At 48.2% G+C, this 19,480-nt stretch carries 20 protein-coding genes; 15 read left to right on the forward strand and 5 right to left on the reverse strand.

The window, feature by feature from the left end; genetic code table 11:
- Positions 1-245 precede the first annotated feature (245 nt).
- From D791_RS03030 to D791_RS03040, 4 genes are read left to right on the forward strand one after another with little or no spacing between them, the layout of a single operon-like run.
- Entirely contained in the window at positions 246-1,295 is a 1,050-nt protein-coding gene (locus D791_RS03030; RefSeq protein WP_036507648.1) for an ABC transporter substrate-binding protein, read from the forward strand.
- Between the two features lie 50 nt (positions 1,296-1,345).
- Positions 1,346-1,933 carry an ABC transporter ATP-binding protein gene (locus D791_RS03035; protein WP_237748490.1) on the forward strand — a complete coding sequence of 196 codons (588 nt, stop codon included), beginning with the start codon at positions 1,346-1,348 and terminating at the stop codon, positions 1,931-1,933.
- Positions 1,885-2,124 (forward strand): hypothetical protein, encoded by a 240-nt coding sequence (locus D791_RS20620; RefSeq protein WP_237748491.1) that lies wholly within the window; start codon positions 1,885-1,887, stop codon positions 2,122-2,124. Before D791_RS03035 ends, D791_RS20620 begins: the two co-directional genes overlap by 49 nt.
- Positions 2,125-2,139: 15 nt before the next feature.
- Positions 2,140-2,922: an ABC transporter permease gene (locus D791_RS03040; protein ID WP_036507650.1), complete on the forward strand. Its 783-nt coding sequence runs from the start codon at positions 2,140-2,142 to the stop codon at positions 2,920-2,922.
- 64 nt (positions 2,923-2,986) lie between these two features.
- On the opposite strand, the gene D791_RS03045 is transcribed toward D791_RS03040, so the two are convergent.
- The gene (locus D791_RS03045; protein ID WP_036507652.1) at positions 2,987-3,895 is read right to left on the reverse strand and encodes a LysR family transcriptional regulator; all 909 of its coding nucleotides are present in this window, start codon (positions 3,893-3,895) and stop codon (positions 2,987-2,989) included.
- Positions 3,896-4,120: 225 nt separating this feature from the next.
- Here D791_RS03045 and aptA point away from each other — a divergent pair, with 225 nt between their 5' ends.
- Both aptA and D791_RS03055 read left to right on the forward strand, forming a co-directional pair.
- Complete coding sequence (gene aptA / locus D791_RS03050) at positions 4,121-5,464, forward strand: omega-aminotransferase AptA (protein ID WP_036507654.1); 1,344 nt, start codon at positions 4,121-4,123, stop codon at positions 5,462-5,464.
- Between the two features lie 36 nt (positions 5,465-5,500).
- A complete protein-coding gene (locus D791_RS03055) occupies positions 5,501-6,994 on the forward strand; it encodes a CoA-acylating methylmalonate-semialdehyde dehydrogenase (RefSeq protein WP_036507657.1) in 1,494 nt (497 codons plus the stop codon).
- A gap of 100 nt (positions 6,995-7,094) precedes the next feature.
- Here D791_RS03055 and D791_RS03060 read toward each other — a convergent pair whose 3' ends face one another.
- Entirely contained in the window at positions 7,095-7,967 is an 873-nt protein-coding gene (locus D791_RS03060; RefSeq protein ID WP_036507660.1) for a LysR family transcriptional regulator, read from the reverse strand.
- Between the two features lie 152 nt (positions 7,968-8,119).
- Between D791_RS03060 and D791_RS03065 the strand changes: the two genes are divergently transcribed.
- Positions 8,120-9,220: an NADH:flavin oxidoreductase/NADH oxidase gene (locus tag D791_RS03065; RefSeq protein WP_036507662.1), complete on the forward strand. Its 1,101-nt coding sequence runs from the start codon at positions 8,120-8,122 to the stop codon at positions 9,218-9,220.
- A gap of 94 nt (positions 9,221-9,314) precedes the next feature.
- Here the strand turns inward: D791_RS03065 and rarD are convergent, their stop codons facing one another.
- Entirely contained in the window at positions 9,315-10,154 is an 840-nt protein-coding gene (gene rarD, locus D791_RS03070; RefSeq protein WP_237748492.1) for an EamA family transporter RarD, read from the reverse strand.
- A 183-nt stretch (positions 10,155-10,337) separates the two neighbouring features.
- Here rarD and D791_RS03075 point away from each other — a divergent pair, with 183 nt between their 5' ends.
- The 3 genes from D791_RS03075 (at position 10,338) to D791_RS03085 (ending at position 11,522) form a co-directional block, all read left to right on the forward strand.
- Positions 10,338-10,625 carry a type II toxin-antitoxin system RelE/ParE family toxin gene (locus D791_RS03075; RefSeq protein ID WP_051514086.1) on the forward strand — a complete coding sequence of 96 codons (288 nt, stop codon included), beginning with the start codon at positions 10,338-10,340 and terminating at the stop codon, positions 10,623-10,625.
- A 31-nt stretch (positions 10,626-10,656) separates the two neighbouring features.
- Positions 10,657-10,932 (forward strand): helix-turn-helix domain-containing protein, encoded by a 276-nt coding sequence (locus D791_RS03080; RefSeq protein WP_036507664.1) that lies wholly within the window; start codon positions 10,657-10,659, stop codon positions 10,930-10,932.
- A gap of 119 nt (positions 10,933-11,051) precedes the next feature.
- Positions 11,052-11,522 (forward strand): Lrp/AsnC family transcriptional regulator, encoded by a 471-nt coding sequence (locus tag D791_RS03085; protein WP_036507667.1) that lies wholly within the window; start codon positions 11,052-11,054, stop codon positions 11,520-11,522.
- On the opposite strand, the gene D791_RS03090 is transcribed toward D791_RS03085, so the two are convergent.
- A complete protein-coding gene (locus D791_RS03090) occupies positions 11,519-13,798 on the reverse strand; it encodes a bifunctional diguanylate cyclase/phosphodiesterase (protein WP_036507669.1) in 2,280 nt (759 codons plus the stop codon). The two genes, D791_RS03085 and D791_RS03090, sit on opposite strands and share 4 nt — an antisense overlap.
- A gap of 290 nt (positions 13,799-14,088) precedes the next feature.
- Entirely contained in the window at positions 14,089-14,976 is an 888-nt protein-coding gene (gene yghX, locus D791_RS03095) for a YghX family hydrolase (RefSeq protein ID WP_036507672.1), read from the reverse strand.
- Between the two features lie 176 nt (positions 14,977-15,152).
- Here yghX and D791_RS03100 point away from each other — a divergent pair, with 176 nt between their 5' ends.
- The 5 genes from D791_RS03100 to D791_RS03120 all read left to right on the forward strand — a co-directional run bounded on the left by D791_RS03100 (position 15,153) and on the right by D791_RS03120 (position 19,470).
- Positions 15,153-15,494, forward strand: a complete 342-nt coding sequence (locus D791_RS03100) for an FKBP-type peptidyl-prolyl cis-trans isomerase (RefSeq protein WP_036508090.1) — start codon at positions 15,153-15,155, stop codon at positions 15,492-15,494.
- A 135-nt stretch (positions 15,495-15,629) separates the two neighbouring features.
- Positions 15,630-16,688 carry a threonine aldolase family protein gene (locus tag D791_RS03105; protein ID WP_036507673.1) on the forward strand — a complete coding sequence of 353 codons (1,059 nt, stop codon included), beginning with the start codon at positions 15,630-15,632 and terminating at the stop codon, positions 16,686-16,688.
- A 106-nt stretch (positions 16,689-16,794) separates the two neighbouring features.
- Positions 16,795-17,592, forward strand: coding sequence for a siderophore-interacting protein (locus D791_RS03110; RefSeq protein ID WP_036507675.1), 798 nt, complete (start codon positions 16,795-16,797; stop codon positions 17,590-17,592).
- 5 nt (positions 17,593-17,597) lie between these two features.
- A complete protein-coding gene (locus D791_RS03115) occupies positions 17,598-18,509 on the forward strand; it encodes a siderophore ABC transporter substrate-binding protein (protein WP_051514088.1) in 912 nt (303 codons plus the stop codon).
- A complete protein-coding gene (locus D791_RS03120) occupies positions 18,484-19,470 on the forward strand; it encodes an ABC transporter permease (protein WP_164481312.1) in 987 nt (328 codons plus the stop codon). The genes D791_RS03115 and D791_RS03120 overlap by 26 nt, the downstream gene beginning before the upstream one ends.
- Positions 19,471-19,480: the final 10 nt, after the last annotated feature.

Here is a 19,480-nt window from a genome sequence, read left to right on the forward strand (position 1 = left end):
GACCCTTATATAGGTAAGTTTGAATGCAATACCGCTAGCCGACGATTGGGCTCCGCTGTAAGCGACCTTTATCATAGTGTCTTTGGCACAGCCTTTGCTTGTAAGAATCTGACTGAGTGGTCAGATTCTAGAGTCTTCTTGTTAGCATGTTCTCTATTTCCCTGGCCCTTTAATACGTCTGATGAATTTACCCCTTAACAACGCCCTGTCCTTGTTTCGGGCCTAACGTGATATAAGGATGAACCATGAATATTGCAAAACGCCGATCACTCAAAAAGCTGGCTGCACTTTGTGGTGCGGCGGCTGTGCTGACCTTTCCGACCTTGGGATTGGCTCAAAGTAGCCCTGCTACTAAAATCAATTTCACCTTAGATTGGCGCTTTGAAGGGCCGTCTGCACCCTTCTTGATGGCCTTAGAAAAGGGATACTTTTTGGAAGAAGGGCTAAATGTCACGATTGACTCAGGTAATGGCTCCGCTGGAGCGGTGACCCGTGTGGCAACTGGCGCGTATGATATGGGCTTTGCTGACTTTAGTGCCTTGGTTGAGTACGCATCTGCCAATGCAGACGCTGGTATCCAGGCTGTGTATATGCTCTATAACCAAACCCCTGCTGCTGTTTTCACGCTCAAAGAGTTTGGTATTGATACCCCCGCTGATCTTGCTGGTAAAACACTCGCGGCGCCCGTGTTTGATGCAGGCCGTAAAGCTTGGCCATCCTTTGCGGCACACAATGGTTTAGCTGTCGACTCTGTCACTTGGCAAAGTGTAGACCCTGCGATTCGTGAAACCCTGCTTGCCCGTCGCCAAGTGGATGCCATCACAGGATTTTACTTTACCAGCTTGTTAAATCTTGAAGCGCGCGGTGTCTCCTTAGATGAGATTACCGTGATGCCTTATGCCGACTATGGTGTGGCTTTGTATGGCAATGCCATCATTGCCAGCAAGAAAATGTTGGCTGAGCAACCTGAAGCCGTGGCCGGTTTTAACCGAGCGTTTAATAAAGCGTTGCTGGAAACCATCGCGGATCCTGAAAGTGCGGTTAAGTATGTGTCGAAGCGTGATCCTTTGGTGAATGAAGGCTTGGAGCTGCGTCGTTTAACCTTAGCGCTTGACGCTCAGGTGGTGACGGATGAAACCCGTGAGGAAGGCCTAGGAGCCGTTACGCTTGATCGTCTCAAGCAATCCATTGATGAAGCCGTTGAGTCGTTTGGACTGAGCAGTACGCCAGATGCTGAGACCCTGTTCAATTTTGCGATGTTACCTGAGAAGAGCACTCGCATCCTTCCCCATTAATATGAGGTGTCCGGTGATACCGGACACCTTTCAGTATTCGAGAAGTCTTTATGGCGTTTGTAAAGTTTGAAGAAGTCAGCTTAGCCTACGAGGAAGGGGGAGCGCTGGCAATTAAAGATATATCATTGTCGGTTCAGCAAAATGAATTTATCGCGGTGGTTGGGCCTTCAGGCTGTGGTAAATCAACACTGATGAAATTGGTATCCGGCTTATCAGAGCCCACCTCAGGTTATGTCTATATTGATGGACGCCAGATAGGCGGCCCTCAAAAATGCATCGGTATGGCCTTTCAAGCATCGAATCTGTTGCCTTGGCGAACCACGCTTGAAAATGTCATGTTGCCCTTAGAAATCGTGCAACCCTATCGCTCACAACTCAGGCGCAAACGCAAAGAGTTCGAGGCCATGGCGATGGAGCTCATTGAGCGTGTAGGCCTCAAAGGCTGGGAGCACAAATACCCTTGGGAACTGTCGGGTGGAATGCAGCAACGGGCGTCCATTTGCCGTGCATTAATTCATAAACCTCAGTTGCTGATGTTGGATGAACCTTTGGTGCTTTGGATGCGTTTACGCGTGAAGAGCTGTGGTGCATGTTGCAAGACCTTTGGCAGGAGCAGCCCTTTACCGTTATTTTGGTGACGCATGATTTGCGCGAAGCTGTGTTTTTGGCTGATACCGTGTATGTGATGAGTAAAGGCCCCGGTCAGATATTGGTCAAACGAGACATTGCCATTGAGCGTCCTCGTACACTCGCGGTGACCTACACTGAGCCTTTTGCAGCCCAAGTCCATGTCTTACGCGAGCATATTGGCTCCATTCGTAAGTCCTGAGAAGGAAAGAATAAAATGGCATTTAATCGAAGAAAGTTCATGATTAAAAACGCCAGTTGGATGCTCATCCTGCTGTTGTTACTGATATGGGAAATTATTTGCGTAGGGCTTAACGTCCCCGAGTACCTCTTCCCAGCCCCCTCTGCCGTTTGGTCGGCGGGCATCGCGCGTTGGGAACCGATCATGATGCATGCTTGGCAAACCTTTTTTACGACCCTTGTGGGGTTTGCGATTGCCGTGGTGGTGGGCGTGGTATTAGGTGTGGCGGTCGGTACCTATCCGATTGTCTACAAGGCCCTGTACCCCTTATTGGTTGGGTTTAATAGTATTCCAAAAGTGGCGTTTGTCCCTGTATTGGTCGTGTGGTTTGGCATAGGGACTGTTCCCGCTATACTGACGGCCTTTCTGATCTCGTTTTTCCCCGTCTTAGTGAATGTGGCGGCAGGGCTGGCAACGCTTGAGCCAGAGTTGGAAGATGTTTTGCGCTCTTTGGGAGCCTCGAAGCTTGATATTTTGCGTAAAGTGGGACTGCCGCGAGCTTTACCCTACTTTTTCGCATCCCTAAAGGTGGCGATTACGCTGGCCTTTGTGGGGTCCGTGATATCCGAAACCGTGGCATCGAACATGGGCATTGGCTATTTAATGATGGCGGCCAGTTCATCCATGGACATGGCATTGGTGTTTGCTGGCCTCATTGTAATTGGGGTCATGGGCGTGGTGATGTACGAGCTGTTTGCATGGATGGAGAAGCGCTTTACACGTTGGGCGAACCGGGGTGTGAATGCGGCAGCAGTGTAAGTTTGCAACACGCTAAACTATGGATAGACACAGGCTCGCTCAGATGCAAAGGGAGCGAGCCTGTTCAGGATAGAGACAAAGCCCCTAAAAACTGCTCTAACACCAGGTTTGATCGCCGCCCTGTGCGCGTAATCACCGCCAGAGGTGTGCTAAAAGCCAAGGTGTCTTCGTTCAGGCGTTTCATTTCGCCTTTGTTCACCCAGTTGGCCGCATAGTGATCGGGTAAAAAGCCTATATAGGCTCCTGTCAAAATCAGAAACGCAATCCCTTCTCGATCCGAAGCAGACGCCGTGCATGAGAGCGACTGATGCATTTCAATGGCCTCTAGCGTCATCGGGAAACTTGGAATCACTGTGCTGGCTTGACGTAACTCCGTTGAGCTAAGGGCTCTAGGGGTGTCAAAGTAGGGATGCTGTTTACTGCAATATAAGTAAGAGGTTTCTTCGTAGAGTTGCTGATATTCCAACCCAGACAGAGTATTTGTCCAAGGAATCACGCCGACATGCAGACGACCATCGAAGAGTCCTTTGGCAATCTCAGATGGCGTGCTCATGCTGATATTGATTTTGACATCTCCCTTGAACTGGCTTAAGTGCTCTAATGCCTGAGTCACTTTCATTTGTGGCTGAGTGACAAGGTTATTCACGATACCAATATTCAACTCACCTTTCAGTTGATGACTGATTTTGTTGAGCTGACTGCGAAAGTCTTCGATGGATGAAAACAAAGACTCGGCCGCTTTTAGTACTTCGGCCCCCTCATCGGTTAAAGAAAAGCCACTGCGCCCTCGTTGACACAACCGTAAACCGAGTCGCTTTTCAAGGTCGCTCATGTGCAGGCTAATCGCTGATTTTGTCATGCCGAGCGCCCCCTCTGCCCCCGAAAAGCTACCGCATTCAACGATGGTCTTGAACAGGCGTAAGAGTTTTAAATCGAAATCGGAGACTTGCCGTAAGGTGTTTTTCTTCTTCATGAATGACGCTGTCCGGATGAGGTTGACGGCTAGTTGTGTTGCCTTCGTGCTCTGTTTGTCTTGGTTTGGTTACCCTTAGGAGGTCTGTGTAGAATAGTTTCTTTTTTTCTAAACTAAAAGTTTAAAAGTTAAGATTTATGTAACCAATGAGGTTGCTTAGTATGTCCTTAATACACCTTCTTGCACTGAACAGTGAGCTTTGTGGGCGAAGCCCAAATGAGGACGATGATGAATCAAGCACACGCCGCCGGATTGACCGATAAACAACTCGATGCCTATTGGATGCCTTACACCTCAAACCGAGAGTTCAAAGCCAATCCACGCATCATTACCCATGCCAAAGGCAACTACTTATACGATGCTGAAGGGCGAAAGATTCTTGATGGTCTATCGGGTCTTTGGACCTGTGGTGCGGGCCATAGCCGTCCTGAAATTGCCGAAGCCGTGGCCAAACAACTGACCACGATTGAATATGCGCCAGCCTTCCAATACGGTCATCCATTGGCATTCCAACTGGCAGAGCGTATTGCGGATATGTCGCCTGCGGGCATGAACAAGGTGTTTTTTACCAATTCGGGTTCGGAGTCAGCCGATACCTCAACCAAGATTGCGCGTGCCTATTGGCGTCAACGTGGTGAAGCGACAAAAACACGGATCATTGGCCGTGCCAAGGGGTATCACGGTGCCAGTTGGGGCGGTATTAGTTTTGGTGGAATTGGCGGCAATCGCAAGATGTGGGGACAGGCCATGGAGTCTGACCATCTGAACCATACTTGGCGCCCAAGCATGGTGTTTAGTAAGGGGATGCCCACCGAAGGCGCTGAGCTTGCGAATGAGCTGGAAGATTTAGTCGCGCTACACGATGCATCGAATATTGCGGCAGTGATTGTCGAGCCCTTCGCAGGCTCTGCAGGGGTGATTGTTCCGCCTGTGGGATATTTAAAGCGCTTGCGTGAGATTTGCGATAAACACCGAATTTTGTTGATATTCGATGAAGTTATCACAGGTTTAGGCCGTGCGGGAGCTACTTTTGGTGCCGATGCATTTGACGTCGTACCGGATATGATCAACGTGGCCAAGCAAATTACCAATGGGGCAATTCCCATGGGAGCGGTCATTATCAAGGATGAAATTTACGAGACCTTTATGAATGCAGGCGGTGCTCATTACAATGTTGAGTTACCGCACGGGTATACCTATTCCGGTCACCCAGTTGCCTGTGCTGCCGCGATGGCAACATTGGATATTCTCGAAAAGGAACAACTGATTCAGCGGGTCGCTCAGCTAGCACCCGTCTTCGAAGAAAAAGTGCACAGTTTAAAAGGCATTAAGCATATTACCGATATTCGCAACTACGGCTTTGCGGCTGGTATGACGCTCGAAGCCTATCCTGGCGAACCGACACGTCGTCCTTGGGAAGTGGCTATGGAATGCTGGAAGAAGGGGCTTTATGTACGTTACGGTGGTGACACGTTACAGTTAGGCTTACCCTTCACGATGGACGTCAGTGAAATGGATCAAATTATTAATACCCTCGGGGATGCCTTTACAACACTTTATGGCGCCTAAGTGAGTTCTGGGGTCAAATTTTGGAGAAGACGTACAATGAGTAAGCGAGTTGGCCATTTAATTGGTGGTGAAATCCTGATCGAAGACGGTCGTAGTCAAGCCCTCTACAACCCATCAACAGGTGCAGTGAGTGGTGAGGTATGTTTAGCCAGTGTGGAAACCGTTGAGCAGGCGATTGCGAATGCCGAAGCGGCCTATCCGACGTGGCGTGATACACCGCCAAGCAAACGCGCTCAAGTGATGTACCGTTTTAAATCACTTTTGGAAGAAAACGCCGATGAAATTTGTCTGTTGATCAGCCAAGAACACGGAAAAGTCCTCCATGACGCCAAAGGTGAGCTGCAGCGTGGTATAGAGAACGTTGAGTTTGCCTGTGGCATCCCCCAACTCTTGAAGGGCGAACACAGCAAGAATGCAGGGCCAGCTATCGACAGTTGGAGTGAGTTTCAACCCATGGGCGTGGTGGCCGGAATTACCCCTTTTAACTTTCCAGCCATGGTTCCGCTCTGGATGTGGCCGGCAGCGATCATGTGTGGCAACACCTTTGTCCTTAAGCCGTCCGAGCGGGATCCGTCCAGCACACTGCGCATTGCTCAGCTTGCGCTAGAGGCTGGATTACCCAAAGGGGTGTTGAATGTTGTGAATGGTGATAAAACAGCAGTGGACACGCTGCTACAGTCGCCGAAAATACACGCCGTGAGTTTCGTGGGCTCCACGCCTATTGCGGAGTACATTTACAATGAAGCCGCTCGGACGGGCAAGCGTTGCCAAGCACTCGGCGGTGCAAAAAACCACGCGATTGTGATGCCGGATGCCGATCTCGATAATGCCGTGAATGCCTTGATGGGAGCTGCCTACGGTTCGTGTGGCGAACGTTGCATGGCTATTTCCGTGGCCGTGGCCGTGGGCGATGAGGTGGCCGATCAGTTAGTGGCGAGTCTTAAAGGCCACATTTCGGCGCTGAAAGTCGGTTCTGGTTTAGACAACAGCAATGAAATGGGGCCGTTGATTACCGCTGAGGCACGAGATCGTGTGAAGGGCTATATTGATGCGGGTGTTGAGCAAGGTGCGACCTTAGTGGTCGATGGTCGAGATATCCAAGTGCCAGGCCATGAAAAGGGTTTCTATGTTGGTGCGACCCTGTTTGATCACGTGACGGAGTCCATGTCGATTTACAGCGACGAGATCTTTGGGCCTGTGTTGGTGGTGGTACGCGTCAAGAACCTGCAAGAAGGTATCGATTTGATCAATCGCCATGAGTATGGCAACGGTACTTGTATCTTTACACGTGATGGTGAGGCTGCACGTTACTTCACCGATAAAATTCTCGTGGGTATGGTCGGTGTTAACGTCCCTCTGCCAGTGCCAGTGTCGTACCATAGCTTTGGCGGTTGGAAGCGCTCGCTCTTTGGTGATTTAAGTGCCTACGGCCCGGATGCGATACGCTTTTATACACGTCGTAAAACCATCACTCAACGCTGGCCATCCAGCGGCGTGCGTGAAGGCGTGTCTTTCTCCTTCCCGAGTTAAGTCCTGAAAAAAGACTGCAGCCGCCTTTTGATGGTTCAGAAGGCGGTTTTCGGATTCGAGTCAATTGTTTTCCGTGTAGACGACCGCATCACTTTTGTCATCACGAAGACAGCGTTGTTTTGACGCAGTTTAATACGTTCAGGACGCGACGTGATAAGGGCCAATCTGCCCGATAGATCGCCCAAAGTGTGTTTACCACTGGGTTTTCACAGTGCTTAAAGGCAATTTCATCTTGTTTAGCAAAGGCTTGTCGTGCATAGCGGGGCAGTACGGTAAAGCCCAGTCCTAATGCTACAGGCTCCAATATTAAGCTGATTTGGTTGCTAAAACCTGATCTAGGAAGGGTTTTAACTCCAGGATTTCCCGGAAAATGACGGCTGAGCAAGCGGTCAGCCATGGCGCGCCCGTCTGGATAGTCGATAATTCCGATGCGGATTAAGTCATCCCATGTTTCAACATTTTCATTGCGTGGATACACCAACTCTAATGGCTCTTTCGCAATGGGTTCAGCCCGTATTTTGGCATCTTGCGGATCAAAGGTGATAAGGCCAATATCGTATTGATTCGTAAGAATGGCTTGAAGCACTTCCGTATCGGGTGCGAATCGATGTCGAATGACTAAACCATCGTATTGATGCTGCAAAGCCAATAACCTCGGATATAGCAACAATCCACTGCTACCGGGAGTGATTAAACCAACCTCACCCACGAGACTATCGGTACTGCTTAAGCGCAATCGTAGCCGTTCATCTGCATCCTTAATCTCTTGCGCATATGATAGAACTTCGCGACCAATTGGAGTCAACTCAAGTGGTCGTGTTTTCCGCAGAATTAATAAACCAAACTCATCTTCTAAATAGCGTAAATGCTGGCTAACGGCCGCTTGTGTGAGATTTAAATGTTCGGCGGCTCGAGTGAAGTTTCCTTGCTCAACAATTGCTTGGAAGCTCATGAGCCATTGTGGATTGATCATAATGAATACTTATGATTTTAATAATGGTAATGATGTTTTTATTATAGTTTGGCTCTTCTAGAATGCACAGATCCATAACTACCCATTCTTGATTTAATTTTCGTCGGTGTTTTTACGCGGTTATTTACATAAACCTGAGGTGCTAATTTACCATGAGCCAACTGTTTACTCCCTTTACACTCAAAAGCATTACCTTACGCAATCGCATTGCTGTTCCGCCGATGTGTCAATACAGCGCGGAAGATGGCTTTACCAATGAGTGGCATTTATCGCACTACACCTCTTTAGCGAGAGGCGGGGCGGGACTCGTGATTGTCGAAGCCACAGCGGTATCGCCTGAAGGCCGCATCTCACCCGCTTGCACGGGGCTGTGGAGTGATGAGCATAAAACAGGTATGGCCGCTATTGCGCAGGGCATTAAAGCGGCAGGTGCTGTTCCGGGCATTCAAATTGCGCATGCAGGTCGCAAAGCAAGTGCAAATCGTCCATGGGAAGGGGATGATCATATTGCCGAAGATGACCCTCGTGGTTGGCAAACTCTTGCACCATCGGCCATTGCGTTTGGTGCGAATTTGCCAAAGCAGCCTCAAAAAATGTCTATTGAGGACATCCAGCGCGTCAAAGCTGACTTCGTTGCGTCGGCACGTCGTGCCTTAGAGGCCGGCTTCGAGTGGCTAGAGCTGCACTTTGCGCATGGGTATTTGGCTCAGAGCTTTTTCTCGGCTCACAGTAACCTTAGAACAGATGTATACGGCGGTGATTTAATCGGCAGAAGCCGCTTCTTATTAGAAACCCTACAAGCCGTTCGTGAGGTTTGGCCAGAGCATTTACCCTTAACCGCCCGATTCGGGGTGATCGAATTTGATGGCCGAGATGAAGAGACTCTGAAGGATGCGATTACCTTAGCCAAACAAATGAAAGAAATAGGCTTAGACCTGCTGAGCGTAAGTGTCGGCTTTACGGTTCCTGATACGAATATTCCTTGGGGGCCTGCTTTTTTAGCGCCGATTGCTGAGCGTGTTCAGCGTGAGTCGGGGCTTCCTGTGGCCTCGTCTTGGGGAATCGATACGCCTGAGTTGGCTGAACGTGCGATCGCCAATCAACAAATGGCGTTGGTTATGATTGGTCGAGCACACTTGGCAAATCCCCACTGGAGCTTTAAAGCGGCGAAAGCCTTAAACGTTAAAGATCCAGCTTGGGTATTGCCGACGCCTTATGCGCATTGGTTAGCACGTTACCAATCGAACGATTGATGAGAACCAGAGCGGTACACCTGTACCGCTCACTCCATGCGCCGCTTATGTTTTTGTAATCCCTGAAATCCTTCAACAATCAGCACCAAAACCGCTAACCAGATCGCAATGTACGTAGCCATTCGGCCGCGGTAATGGTCTCGCCGAGCAGCACGGCAACCAGCATTAACATGACGGGTTCAACATAAATCAGAAGTCCAAATAAACTTAGGTTTAAATGGGGGGCAGACAATGCTTGGAAGGCTAATGCCAAGGCGCTAATTAAGCCTAAGCCAAGCACTAGCCAAAGCAACGTTGAGTCGGTGTTTAGACTGGCGAGTACCTCTCCACCTTTAACAATAAAGAACAGGCTTAGAGGTAAACTGAGTGTCATATCAAACCAAAGTCCGCCTATATTATTTGTATCCGTTTTTCGTCTTAGCCAAAAATAACCAGGGTAACCTAAACAGACAGCCAGCGTTGGCCAAGCCAGAGTTTGTGACAACGCCAGTTGATTTAAAATGCCAATCAGCGCAAAAAAACAGGCAATTTGTTGAAAGCGTGACATTCGGTCCTTAAACGCAATACGGCCGACAATTACCATGGTAATAGGCAGCATAAAATAACCCAATGACACCGCCAGCCCATAACCATTCACCGGTGCCCACATAAACAGCCAGAGCTGTATACCCACCAAAAAAGACGACACGAGCCGAGTCGCCCAAAAATAGCGCTCACGATACAAACGCTGAAAAATACTCGTCACCTGAGGCCAATAGCCACTGAAAATAATAAACAGCGTGAGGCAGGGAAGGGTCAGTAAAATACGCCAACCGTAAATCTCCTCACCCTCTAGTGCTGTGAGCAAAGAGGTGTACGCAAACATGAGTGCGAAGAAAACCGAACCTATGACGTTCAACGTGACGCCAAGCGTGGTATTGGGGCTAGTGTGCATAATGAATTCTTAGTGTAATTTAGACAATGCGGTATTCTATTACGCGAGGCTTAATAAAAGGTCTCTATTTGCGGCATCTACATGGGAAAATTTCTCGCATGAGTGGTGGGTTGCTTATAGTTATTGATGTTGGCAAGCTTATCTGATTTTAGTTATCATATGCGATAACATGGAGGGTTGAGCGTGAAATGGCAAATAGACTTTTATGATGGGGTCGAAGAACAAATTCTTGAAATGCCAGTAAAGATCCAAGCTAGGATGATTAAGTTGTTAGAGTTGATGGAGAAACATGGCGCTAACTTAGGACCACCCCATACCGAGTCTATGGGAGATGGTTTGTTTGAAATCCGTGCAAAAGCTCAGGAAGGAATTGGTCGCAGCTTTTTTTGCTACTTACAAGGCAAGCAAATTTATATATTGAGCGCATTCGTGAAAAAGTCGCAAAAACGCCCAAGAGAGAGCTTGAGCTAGCTCGTGAGCGACAAAAAGAGGTTCAAAAACGATGAGTCTTCAATCATTAAAACAACGCGCTTTAGCAAACGCAGACGTGAAAACCGAATACGATAACTTAGAAAGTGAGTTCAGTCTAATTGATCAATTACTGTCTATGCGAACTACTGCAGGTCTCACACAAGAGCAAGTGGCTGAACGTATGCAAACCCAGAAAAGCAATGTGAGTCGCTTAGAAAGAGGAAACTCCAACCCAAGCTGGTCGACATTGCTTAAATATGCACATGCTTGTGGGTATGAGCTCACGATCAAGTCACAAAAGCTTTGATACGTTTGTATTGGAAGTACCGTAATGTGCTGAGTTATTGAATGAAATAGGCAATCAGATTGTATTTTTTAGCAAAAAAATAGCTCTATTTGCGGCATCTGCATGGGAAAATTTCTCGCATGAAAAACACACTATCCTTGGATAAGTTTGACTACGCTTTGCTTGAGCGTTTACAAAAAGATTGCCACACCCCGTTGCGGGAGCTAGCCGAAGTTGTTCACTTATCCACAGCGTCGGTTCAACGCCGTATTCAGAAGCTAAAAGAAGCCGGTTACATTCAAGCGAATGTAGCCGTGCTGGACCCCGAAAAACTCGGCCAAGTGATTACTATCGTGGTCGAGGTGCATGCCGAGAAAACACAAGCGGCAGATCTTGACGTACTGAAGAAGACATTTTCTGGGCCTGAGATACAACAGTGTTATTACGTTACGGGCGATGCCGATTTTTTGCTGGTATTAACAGTGCCGAGCATGTCGGCGTTTCAAGCGATCTGCGATCGCTTGTTCCATAGCAATCCGAATGTGAAATGGTTTAGAACCATTGTCGTATTGGATCGAGTGAAGGTGGGGATGGAGGTATTACTGAGTTAGGGGAAAAAGGTGCCTTTCACATAACGAATCAAGGCATCTTTGTCCATCGGTCGTGCAAAATAGTACCCTTGAAACCTGTCGCATCCAAAGCGCGTCAGCATTTCTAACTGTTCTTTAGTTTCAATTCCTTCAGCCACCACATCCATCTCAAGATTTTTACCTATGGTGACAATGCTTTGTGCCATTTGTTGCGCATTTTTACTTGTTAATGCCGCATCAATAAAGCTTTTATCAATTTTAAGCTCATCAATGGGAAGCATGCGCAACATACTCAAGGACGAATATCCTGTTCCAAAATCATCCATTGAGAGTTGCACCCCCTTGTTTTTAATAGCATGCAGAAGCGGCAAGACGCTTGAGGTATCCTCAATCAGCAAACTTTCCGTAATTTCGAGTGTAAGCCAAACGCCCTCGATGTTTTCTTGCTGCATCTTATTAATAAAGTAGGTTGCAAAATCAGGCTCCAACAGTTGTCGGGCGGATAGATTAATGGACGTAGAGAAAGAGATGCCAAGCGAGTGTTGTATTTGCTGAATATCGGCGAAGGTGGTTTCGATAATATAGCGCCCTAAGGTTGGCATTTGCCCTGACTCTTCCGCAATAGGAATGAAGGCATCAGGGGGAATACTGCCAAGGCGTGGATTGGTCCAGCGAATCAATGCTTCCACACCATAGAAAGAGCCATCGGTGGAGACTTGAGGTTGATAAACCATGTGAAGCTCATGGTTCTCTATCGCTCCGCGAAGCGCTTGCTCAATGTTGACGTTGCGAAGGTAGTTCTCTTGCATCGCATCTCGAAACAGGTGAGCACTGTTTTTAAGTCGCTTGGACTCGTACATGGCGATGTCGGCTGCCCGCAATAAATCGTCAATACTTTCACCATGCTCGGGATACTTTGCAATACCAACACTCGCACCGACATTTAAACGCATGGAGTTGATTAAGTAAGGCTTTGATGCTGTTTCGATGAGCGTATTGGCTAAGCCTACGAGCTCACTGTCGTCGTGAATAGTGCTCAGTAAGATAAACTCATCGCCCCCATGTCGCAACAAGGCTGTTTCTTGAGGTGATACCGCTTGCAACCGTTTAGCCAACTCCTGCAAGAGCATGTCTCCGAGGTGATGGCCAAAGCTGTCGTTAATGTTTTTAAAATTATCCAGATCCAGATAGAGCAGTCCAAAGGGGGAGGCTTGCGGATGGATCCATTGATGCACATTCTTGTTGAGATAGCTTCGGTTCAAAAGTCCCGTAAGTTGGTCATGGGTTGCTTGATGAAGTAAATCGGCGTTGCGTTTGGCTTCGGCGGTGGCAATGATGCGAAAGAGGGCATACAGCACACCAACAACGGATAAAAAAATCAAAAAATGAGCCGAAAAAAGTTTAACAAAATCTTTCCACAACACATCCAGTGGTGTCATAAGCATGAACCGGAGCTTATAGACGGTGTTGTTTTGGAATGAGATTAATTGTGGGCTCTTTTCGGAGGTGTAAACAAAGGATAAGGGTTGATCTAACCTCCAAAATGCATCTTCTTGGATATTGCCATGCAATCTTTCAATAGCCGTTATCATCGCCTGTTGTTTGTTCGTTGGCAGTAATTGTTGATAGCGCGAGAACTCATTTCCTTGGCTATCGCTTGCATATTGCAGGTACATATCATCTCGAACGATCAACGAAAGGTAGCGGTTTTCCTGATCAATGCTTTTGACAAGATGTCCAAACGAGTCATCTAAACGTAGGGCGGCTGTAATGACACGATAGACGCTACCATCTGGGTTACGTATGGCTTTGCGGATGGGAACAATCCAGTCTTGAAAGGGTTCGAAAAAATAGGTGCGTCCAAACACCATGGTGTCTGAATTCATTACTTCAATAAATGACTCACGGGATTGAGGTTGCTCCAACAAATTTGGAAAGTTCGATACATCTAAGTTGTTGGTTGCAAACAGCATGTTACCTTGTGGGTCGACAAGAGCGATAGAAATTATAGCGGGGCTGCCTTCAAGGGCGGCATCAAGAATGTCCATGGCGCTCTGATTGTCTTGGTAGGATGCATCTTCTAGAAAACGATGCCCGAGTATATCCAGCATGATTTCATTGGTTCGATATAGGGCTTGGGTAGAGTTGGCAATGAGCCTAAGGGTATTTTCTTGGGAGTTTTGAGCATTACCGAACAGTCGCTGCCACTGAGCATAAGAGACATAGGCAAAGTAAAGGGTTAAGCACGTGGTTAAAATATAAAAAATTGACCATAAGTTCTTTTTCAGGAGTGCCATGCAACTGACCTTTTATGAAGCTTGTATGAGCCCAACTTGCCAAAGCCATTCTTAGCTCTTCGGTACGGCGTATTTTATGCTAATAAGCTTATACATTGTTGTTATAAACTTGACGTTTGTCTAGGTTTTGTCTTCGTGTTTGTGTCTCAGAGTTGTGTGTGTTCAGTGCTTCATGAAGGTTAGTGAACTTTTATAAATGATATGCTGTTTATTTTTTAACGGCTGTCATACATTTGTGTTAGAGCCCTCCGTATTAAGGAAGGGCTATAAACAGGGTGTTTTTCCACATATCAAAGCAAATAATGCCTAAACCAAGCAATCGTTCGATCCCAAGCCAGCTTAGCTGCAGCTTCATCGTATCGAGGTGTCGAGTCATTGTGGAAACCATGATTAGTACCCGGATAGGTGTGTGCTTCGTAGGTTTTCCCGGCGGCTTTCAGGGCGTCTTCATAGGCTGGCCACGTGGCATTGATGTTTGGATCTGTCTCGGCAAAGTGAAAGAGTAAAGGGGCTTGAATCCGAGTAACATCATCTGGATTCGCCTGTCGCCCATAGAAGGGCACAGCGGCGGCAAGGTCAGGATATGCAACGGCGGCAGCGTTGGCAACTCCACCACCGTAACAGAATCCAGTGATGCCAACTTTCTCCGTGGTGTGCTCACTGGCTTGTAAAAATTCGATCGCCGCAAAAAAGTCATTCATGAGTTTCTGAGGGTCAACCTGTTGCTGCAATACTCGACCTTGATCGTCATTTCCAGGATACCCACCCACTGAACTTAGACCATCCGGTGCCAGTGCCACGAAACCTGCCTTTGCAACACGCCGGGCAACATCTTCAATATAGGGATTGAGTCCACGATTTTCATGTACAACCACTACTCCGGCTGCCTTCTCCTGTAGATTGGTTGGGCGTACTAAATACCCACGCACCTCACCATGCCCATTGGGTGAAGGATAGTGAATGTATTGTGCATGGATGTCGGGGTCGGTAAAGGCAATTTGTTGAGCCATAGCATAATTAGGACTGAGTGAGCTTAGGATGGCCGAAGCGGTAAGGCCGCCGACAGCGAACAGTGCGGCTCGATCCAAAAAGTCGCGCCGACTGAGACGTCCATGAACATATCCATCGTAGAGTTCCAGCAGGTCAGGATGAAAATCTTTGGCAGTGAGGCGAGACATATATTTCTCCTTGAGATATTCATTTTAAACCGAGTGGTGGATGTATGCGTTTTGTGATTCAGTTTAGTCGATAATTAAGGAGGTAAAGTTCCTGCCCAAGCAAAATCGACAGCGGTTTATCATGAGCCGCCATGGCCGTTATAATGCCATTCATTTCCTTATATGAAGAGCGCACTATGCAACCCGAAATAAAAATCGAAGAACTGATCGAAGGCAATGGCAAAACCGCTGAGCGTGGTGCGCTGATTACGGCGCATTATCGCGGTTGGTTGGAAGATGGCACTGAGTTTGATTCGTCCTACAAACGCGGCGAACCCTTCCAAGTGGTGCTGAGCAATAAGCGCGTGATCCAAGGCTGGATACTGGGCCTTAAGGACATGAAAGTCGGTGGAAAACGAAAGCTCTGGGTTCCCGCTGCTTTGGCCTATGGTGAACGTCAGATCGGCACAATGATTCCCGCAAACAGCAATCTGATTTTTGAAATTGAGTTGCTCGACGTATTAACGCGAGACGATTAAGCAGCACGACTCCTTTGCTCGTATTTGTACGTTGCCGAGATAGGTAATACTATCGAGTAAGCGTTAAGGGTACGGTGGCCTTTAGCATTGGTCTCCATTCTTTTGCTTTTAACCCCCTAATTTGAGGTGATGTGAATGTATTTTGGTAGTGATAATCAAGCGGGGGTTTCTGCAGCGATCATGCAAGCATTGGTTGAGGCGAATCAGGGCATCGCTGCTGCGTACAGTGATGATGAGTGGACGCATCGAGCTCGGGCAGCAATTGCCGATTGGTTTGAATGTGACGCTGATGTTCATTTTGTCAGCACCGGTACCGCTGCTAACTGCCTAGCTTTAGCCTGTAGTCTAGAGCCTTGGCAAATTGCGTTGTGCCATGGGCAAGCCCATATTATCAATGATGAGTTAACGGCTCCCGAGTTTTTTACAGGGGGCGCACGTTTACTTGGGCTTGATGCGCAAGCACCTAAGCTGAGTGCTATAACACTAGCGCATACACTAAGCCAAGGCTCTGCGCATCCTCCACACAATGCCGAACCCGCGGTACTCAGCCTGACTCAGCTGACAGAGTCAGGCCAAGTCTATAGCCTAGAAGAACTGCGTGAACTCACGGACATTGCTCATCAGTATGGCTTAATTGTCCACATGGATGGCGCTCGTTTTACAAATGCGTTGGTGAGTTTGGATTGCAGTCCGGCTGAAATGACATGGCGTGTTGGCATTGATGTGTTGAGCCTAGGGGCAACCAAAAATGGTGCCATGACTGCCGAAGCCGTGATCTTTTTTAAACCCTCCTTAGCCAAAAAATTTGTTCATATGCGTAAACGTTCTGGGCATCTGTTATCCAAAAGTCGTTGGATCAGTGCCCAGTTTCTGGCTTGGCTAAAAAACGACCACTGGCGGGAGCTGGCACTTCATGCCAACCAGCAGGCACGGCAACTGTCGGCAGGCATTGCTGAACACCCCAAGTGCCGCATCGTATGGCCAACACAAGGCAATGAGGTATTTGCAGTGATGCCCAAAGCATTTATTCAATCGCTTCGGGATCAAGGTGGCATATTTTATGAGTGGACGCCCAGTTTTGTTCCTGCAGAGCAGCGGGTACGAGAGCATGAGGCGATGGTACGCTTAGTCTGTTCCTTCCAAACTAAGCCCTGCGAGGTCGTGCAGTTTATTGATGCATTGCACCGAACGTAAACAGTATTCTAGACTGTTCGTTACAAAATAACTCTGTTAACATGAACCTTTATGATAATTATTCGTCTTAACTTGGCGATCATTACATAGGTTTAAGGAGTTAAGGATGCGTCAGTTACGACCTCGTATTGTTGAGGTGCGCTCAAAGCAGCGTTTGTCATCTCAACTTATGCGTTTAGAGTTACAGGGTGATCTTGAGGATTATCCTGTTCCGCAGCCTGCTGCACATATCAAGTTGATGTTACCTAAAGCAGGGCAGACATCACCTCAAATACCCGACATCGTTCAGGGTAAACCACGATGGGAAGATCTCTCTAGTAAACCTTGGGTGCGCACCTATACCGTGCGTCACTTCGATTCAGTCCGCCAATTGATGACAGTGGATATGGTGCTGCATGGGGCAGGGCCCGCTTGCGACTGGGCAAATGGCGCGGTTATTGGCAGTCGACTGGCCGTTACTTTGCCGGGTGGCCCAAACCCGATGTTGCCGCCAGCGGATGTTTACTGGTTAGCGGGTGATTTGACGGCCCTGCCAGGTATCGCCGCATTATTGGAGAACCTCCCAGACAGTGCTCAAGGACAAGTCTGGCTGCAGACGGCAGAAGACGTGCGTCATTTGTTGGGTGCAGTACCCGTTGGTATCGAGGTGCATTGGCTTGCAGCGTCTTCTACACCGGACGCTTTGCAGCTCTTACCGGCCCTGCAGGAAGCAAAGCTACCTGATCCTAAGTCCGTGTCATTTTGGCTTGCAGGGGAGCACCATGAAATCGTGGCCTTACTCAACTGGTTAAGACAGGAATGTGGTGTCGATAAATCGCACCTATATGCGGTGCCGTATTGGAAGCGACAAGCGGATGAGGAAGCGTATCACCGTGAACGACATCAAGTTATGGATGAGGAGTGAGTTGGATGCAGTTGTTTAGACAGGTGTGTGGATGGGTTGTGTTGTCAGTGATGTTGATCGGGCCTGTCTCGGCTGAGATTCTAGTGCAGCATAAACAAGGAGAGTTGCGGCTTCAGCAGGTTCCACAGCGAGTGGTGACATTTGATTTAGGTGTTTTGGACTCGCTGGATGCCTTAGGGGTGGATGTCGTAGGGGTGCCTAAGGACTTCTTGCCACCTCATTTAACACAGTATGCCGATGACCGTTACCAACAGATAGGTTCCTTATTTGAACCGAATTTTGAGGCATTGGCGGCTTTAAAGCCCGATTTAATTATCATTGGTGGCCGTTCAGCACCCAGTTTTCGTCAATTAAGTCGTCTTGCGCCTACATTGGATTTAACCCACGATTATACCGATTTTCTTCCCGATTTTTATCAAAATGCACGAATATTAGGGAAAGTCTTTGATAAAGAAGAGGACGTCGAAGCACGTCTGTCACAAATTGATACCCAGTTGCAAGACACCCGTGAATTGGCAGCCAATATTGAAAATGGATTGGTCATCATTACCTCGGGTGGGCGGGTATCTGCGTATGGCGTGGGTTCACGCACAGGCTGGTTGCATGAAAATCTAGGGATCACGCCAGCGGTTGATAATCTTAAAGAAGGTACGCATGGTGACCCTGTGTCCTTTGAGTTTATCCTAAAAACAGATCCTGAGTACTTGTTTGTTCTGGATCGTGATACGGCCATCAATTCAGGTGCGGGTGCTGCTCGGACTCTGCTCGATAATGAGCTGATGCATCAGACTCGTGCTTGGCAAGCGGACCGAGTGATCTACCTTAATCCGCAAATTTGGTACGTGACTGTGTCAGGGCTGAATGCGACTCCCGCCATGATTGAGGAAGTTCATGACGCGCTTCAACGAGCACAGTAAGCCGATTGTCTCCATGCGTTTGATGCTAGGCGTGGCTGTTTTAGCACTCTTAGCATTATGCAGCATGATGGTTGGAGTGATGGACCTTTCGTTGATGAATTTAACCGATGAATCAACTCAGGTCTTGCTGATCAGTCGAATCCCCAGAACCTTGGCGGTCATGCTCACCGGGGTTTCTTTGGCTGTTGCGGGTATGGTGATGCAAATGCTGGCCCGTAACCGTTTTGTAGAGCCGTCCACTACGGGCACGCTGGAGTCCGCTTTGCTGGGGATGCTAGTGGTGGCGTTGTTTGCTCCCGGTTTGGGCGTGATGTCCAAAACCTTGATTGCAACGGCCTTTGCAATGGGGGGGAGTTTGATATTCATGTTGCTCCTACGCTCAATACCCTTACGTTCAGCTGTCATGGTACCGTTGGTGGGCATTATGTTCTCCAGTGTTGTCGCGGCCGTGGCAACCTTTATTGCCTATCGCTTTAATCTGTTGCAGTCCTTGGCGAATTGGACCAATGGTGATTTTTCTGTATTGTTGCGCGGTCGTTATGAGTTGTTGTGGATCACCTTGGTCTGTGCCGTTTTGGCCTATCTCTATGCAGACCGTTTTACTCTGGCTGGCATGGGGCGAAGCTTCACCACTAATTTGGGGATGAACTATAGCGTCGTGCTGTTTACAGGATTGTTGCTGGTATCGATGATTGCGGCCATTACGGTGACAACAGCAGGTATGGTGCCCTTTCTTGGGCTGGTCGTGCCGAATGTGGTGAGTCTGCTGATGGGCGATAATCTGCGTCGGAGTCTGCCTTGGGTCGCCTTGCTCGGTGCTGGTTTTATGCTGTTTTGCGACCTTTTAAGCCGCTTACTTCGTTACCCCTATGAGGTGCCAGTGGGTACGGTGATGGGGGTGCTGGGTAGTGTGTTTTTTATCTATCTGTTACTGAAGCGAACTCAGCCACGCCATGTTTAGATCTTTGTCC

This window comes from Nitrincola nitratireducens, from assembly GCF_000585235.1.
Lineage (GTDB): Bacteria > Pseudomonadota > Gammaproteobacteria > Pseudomonadales > Balneatricaceae > Nitrincola > Nitrincola alkalisediminis.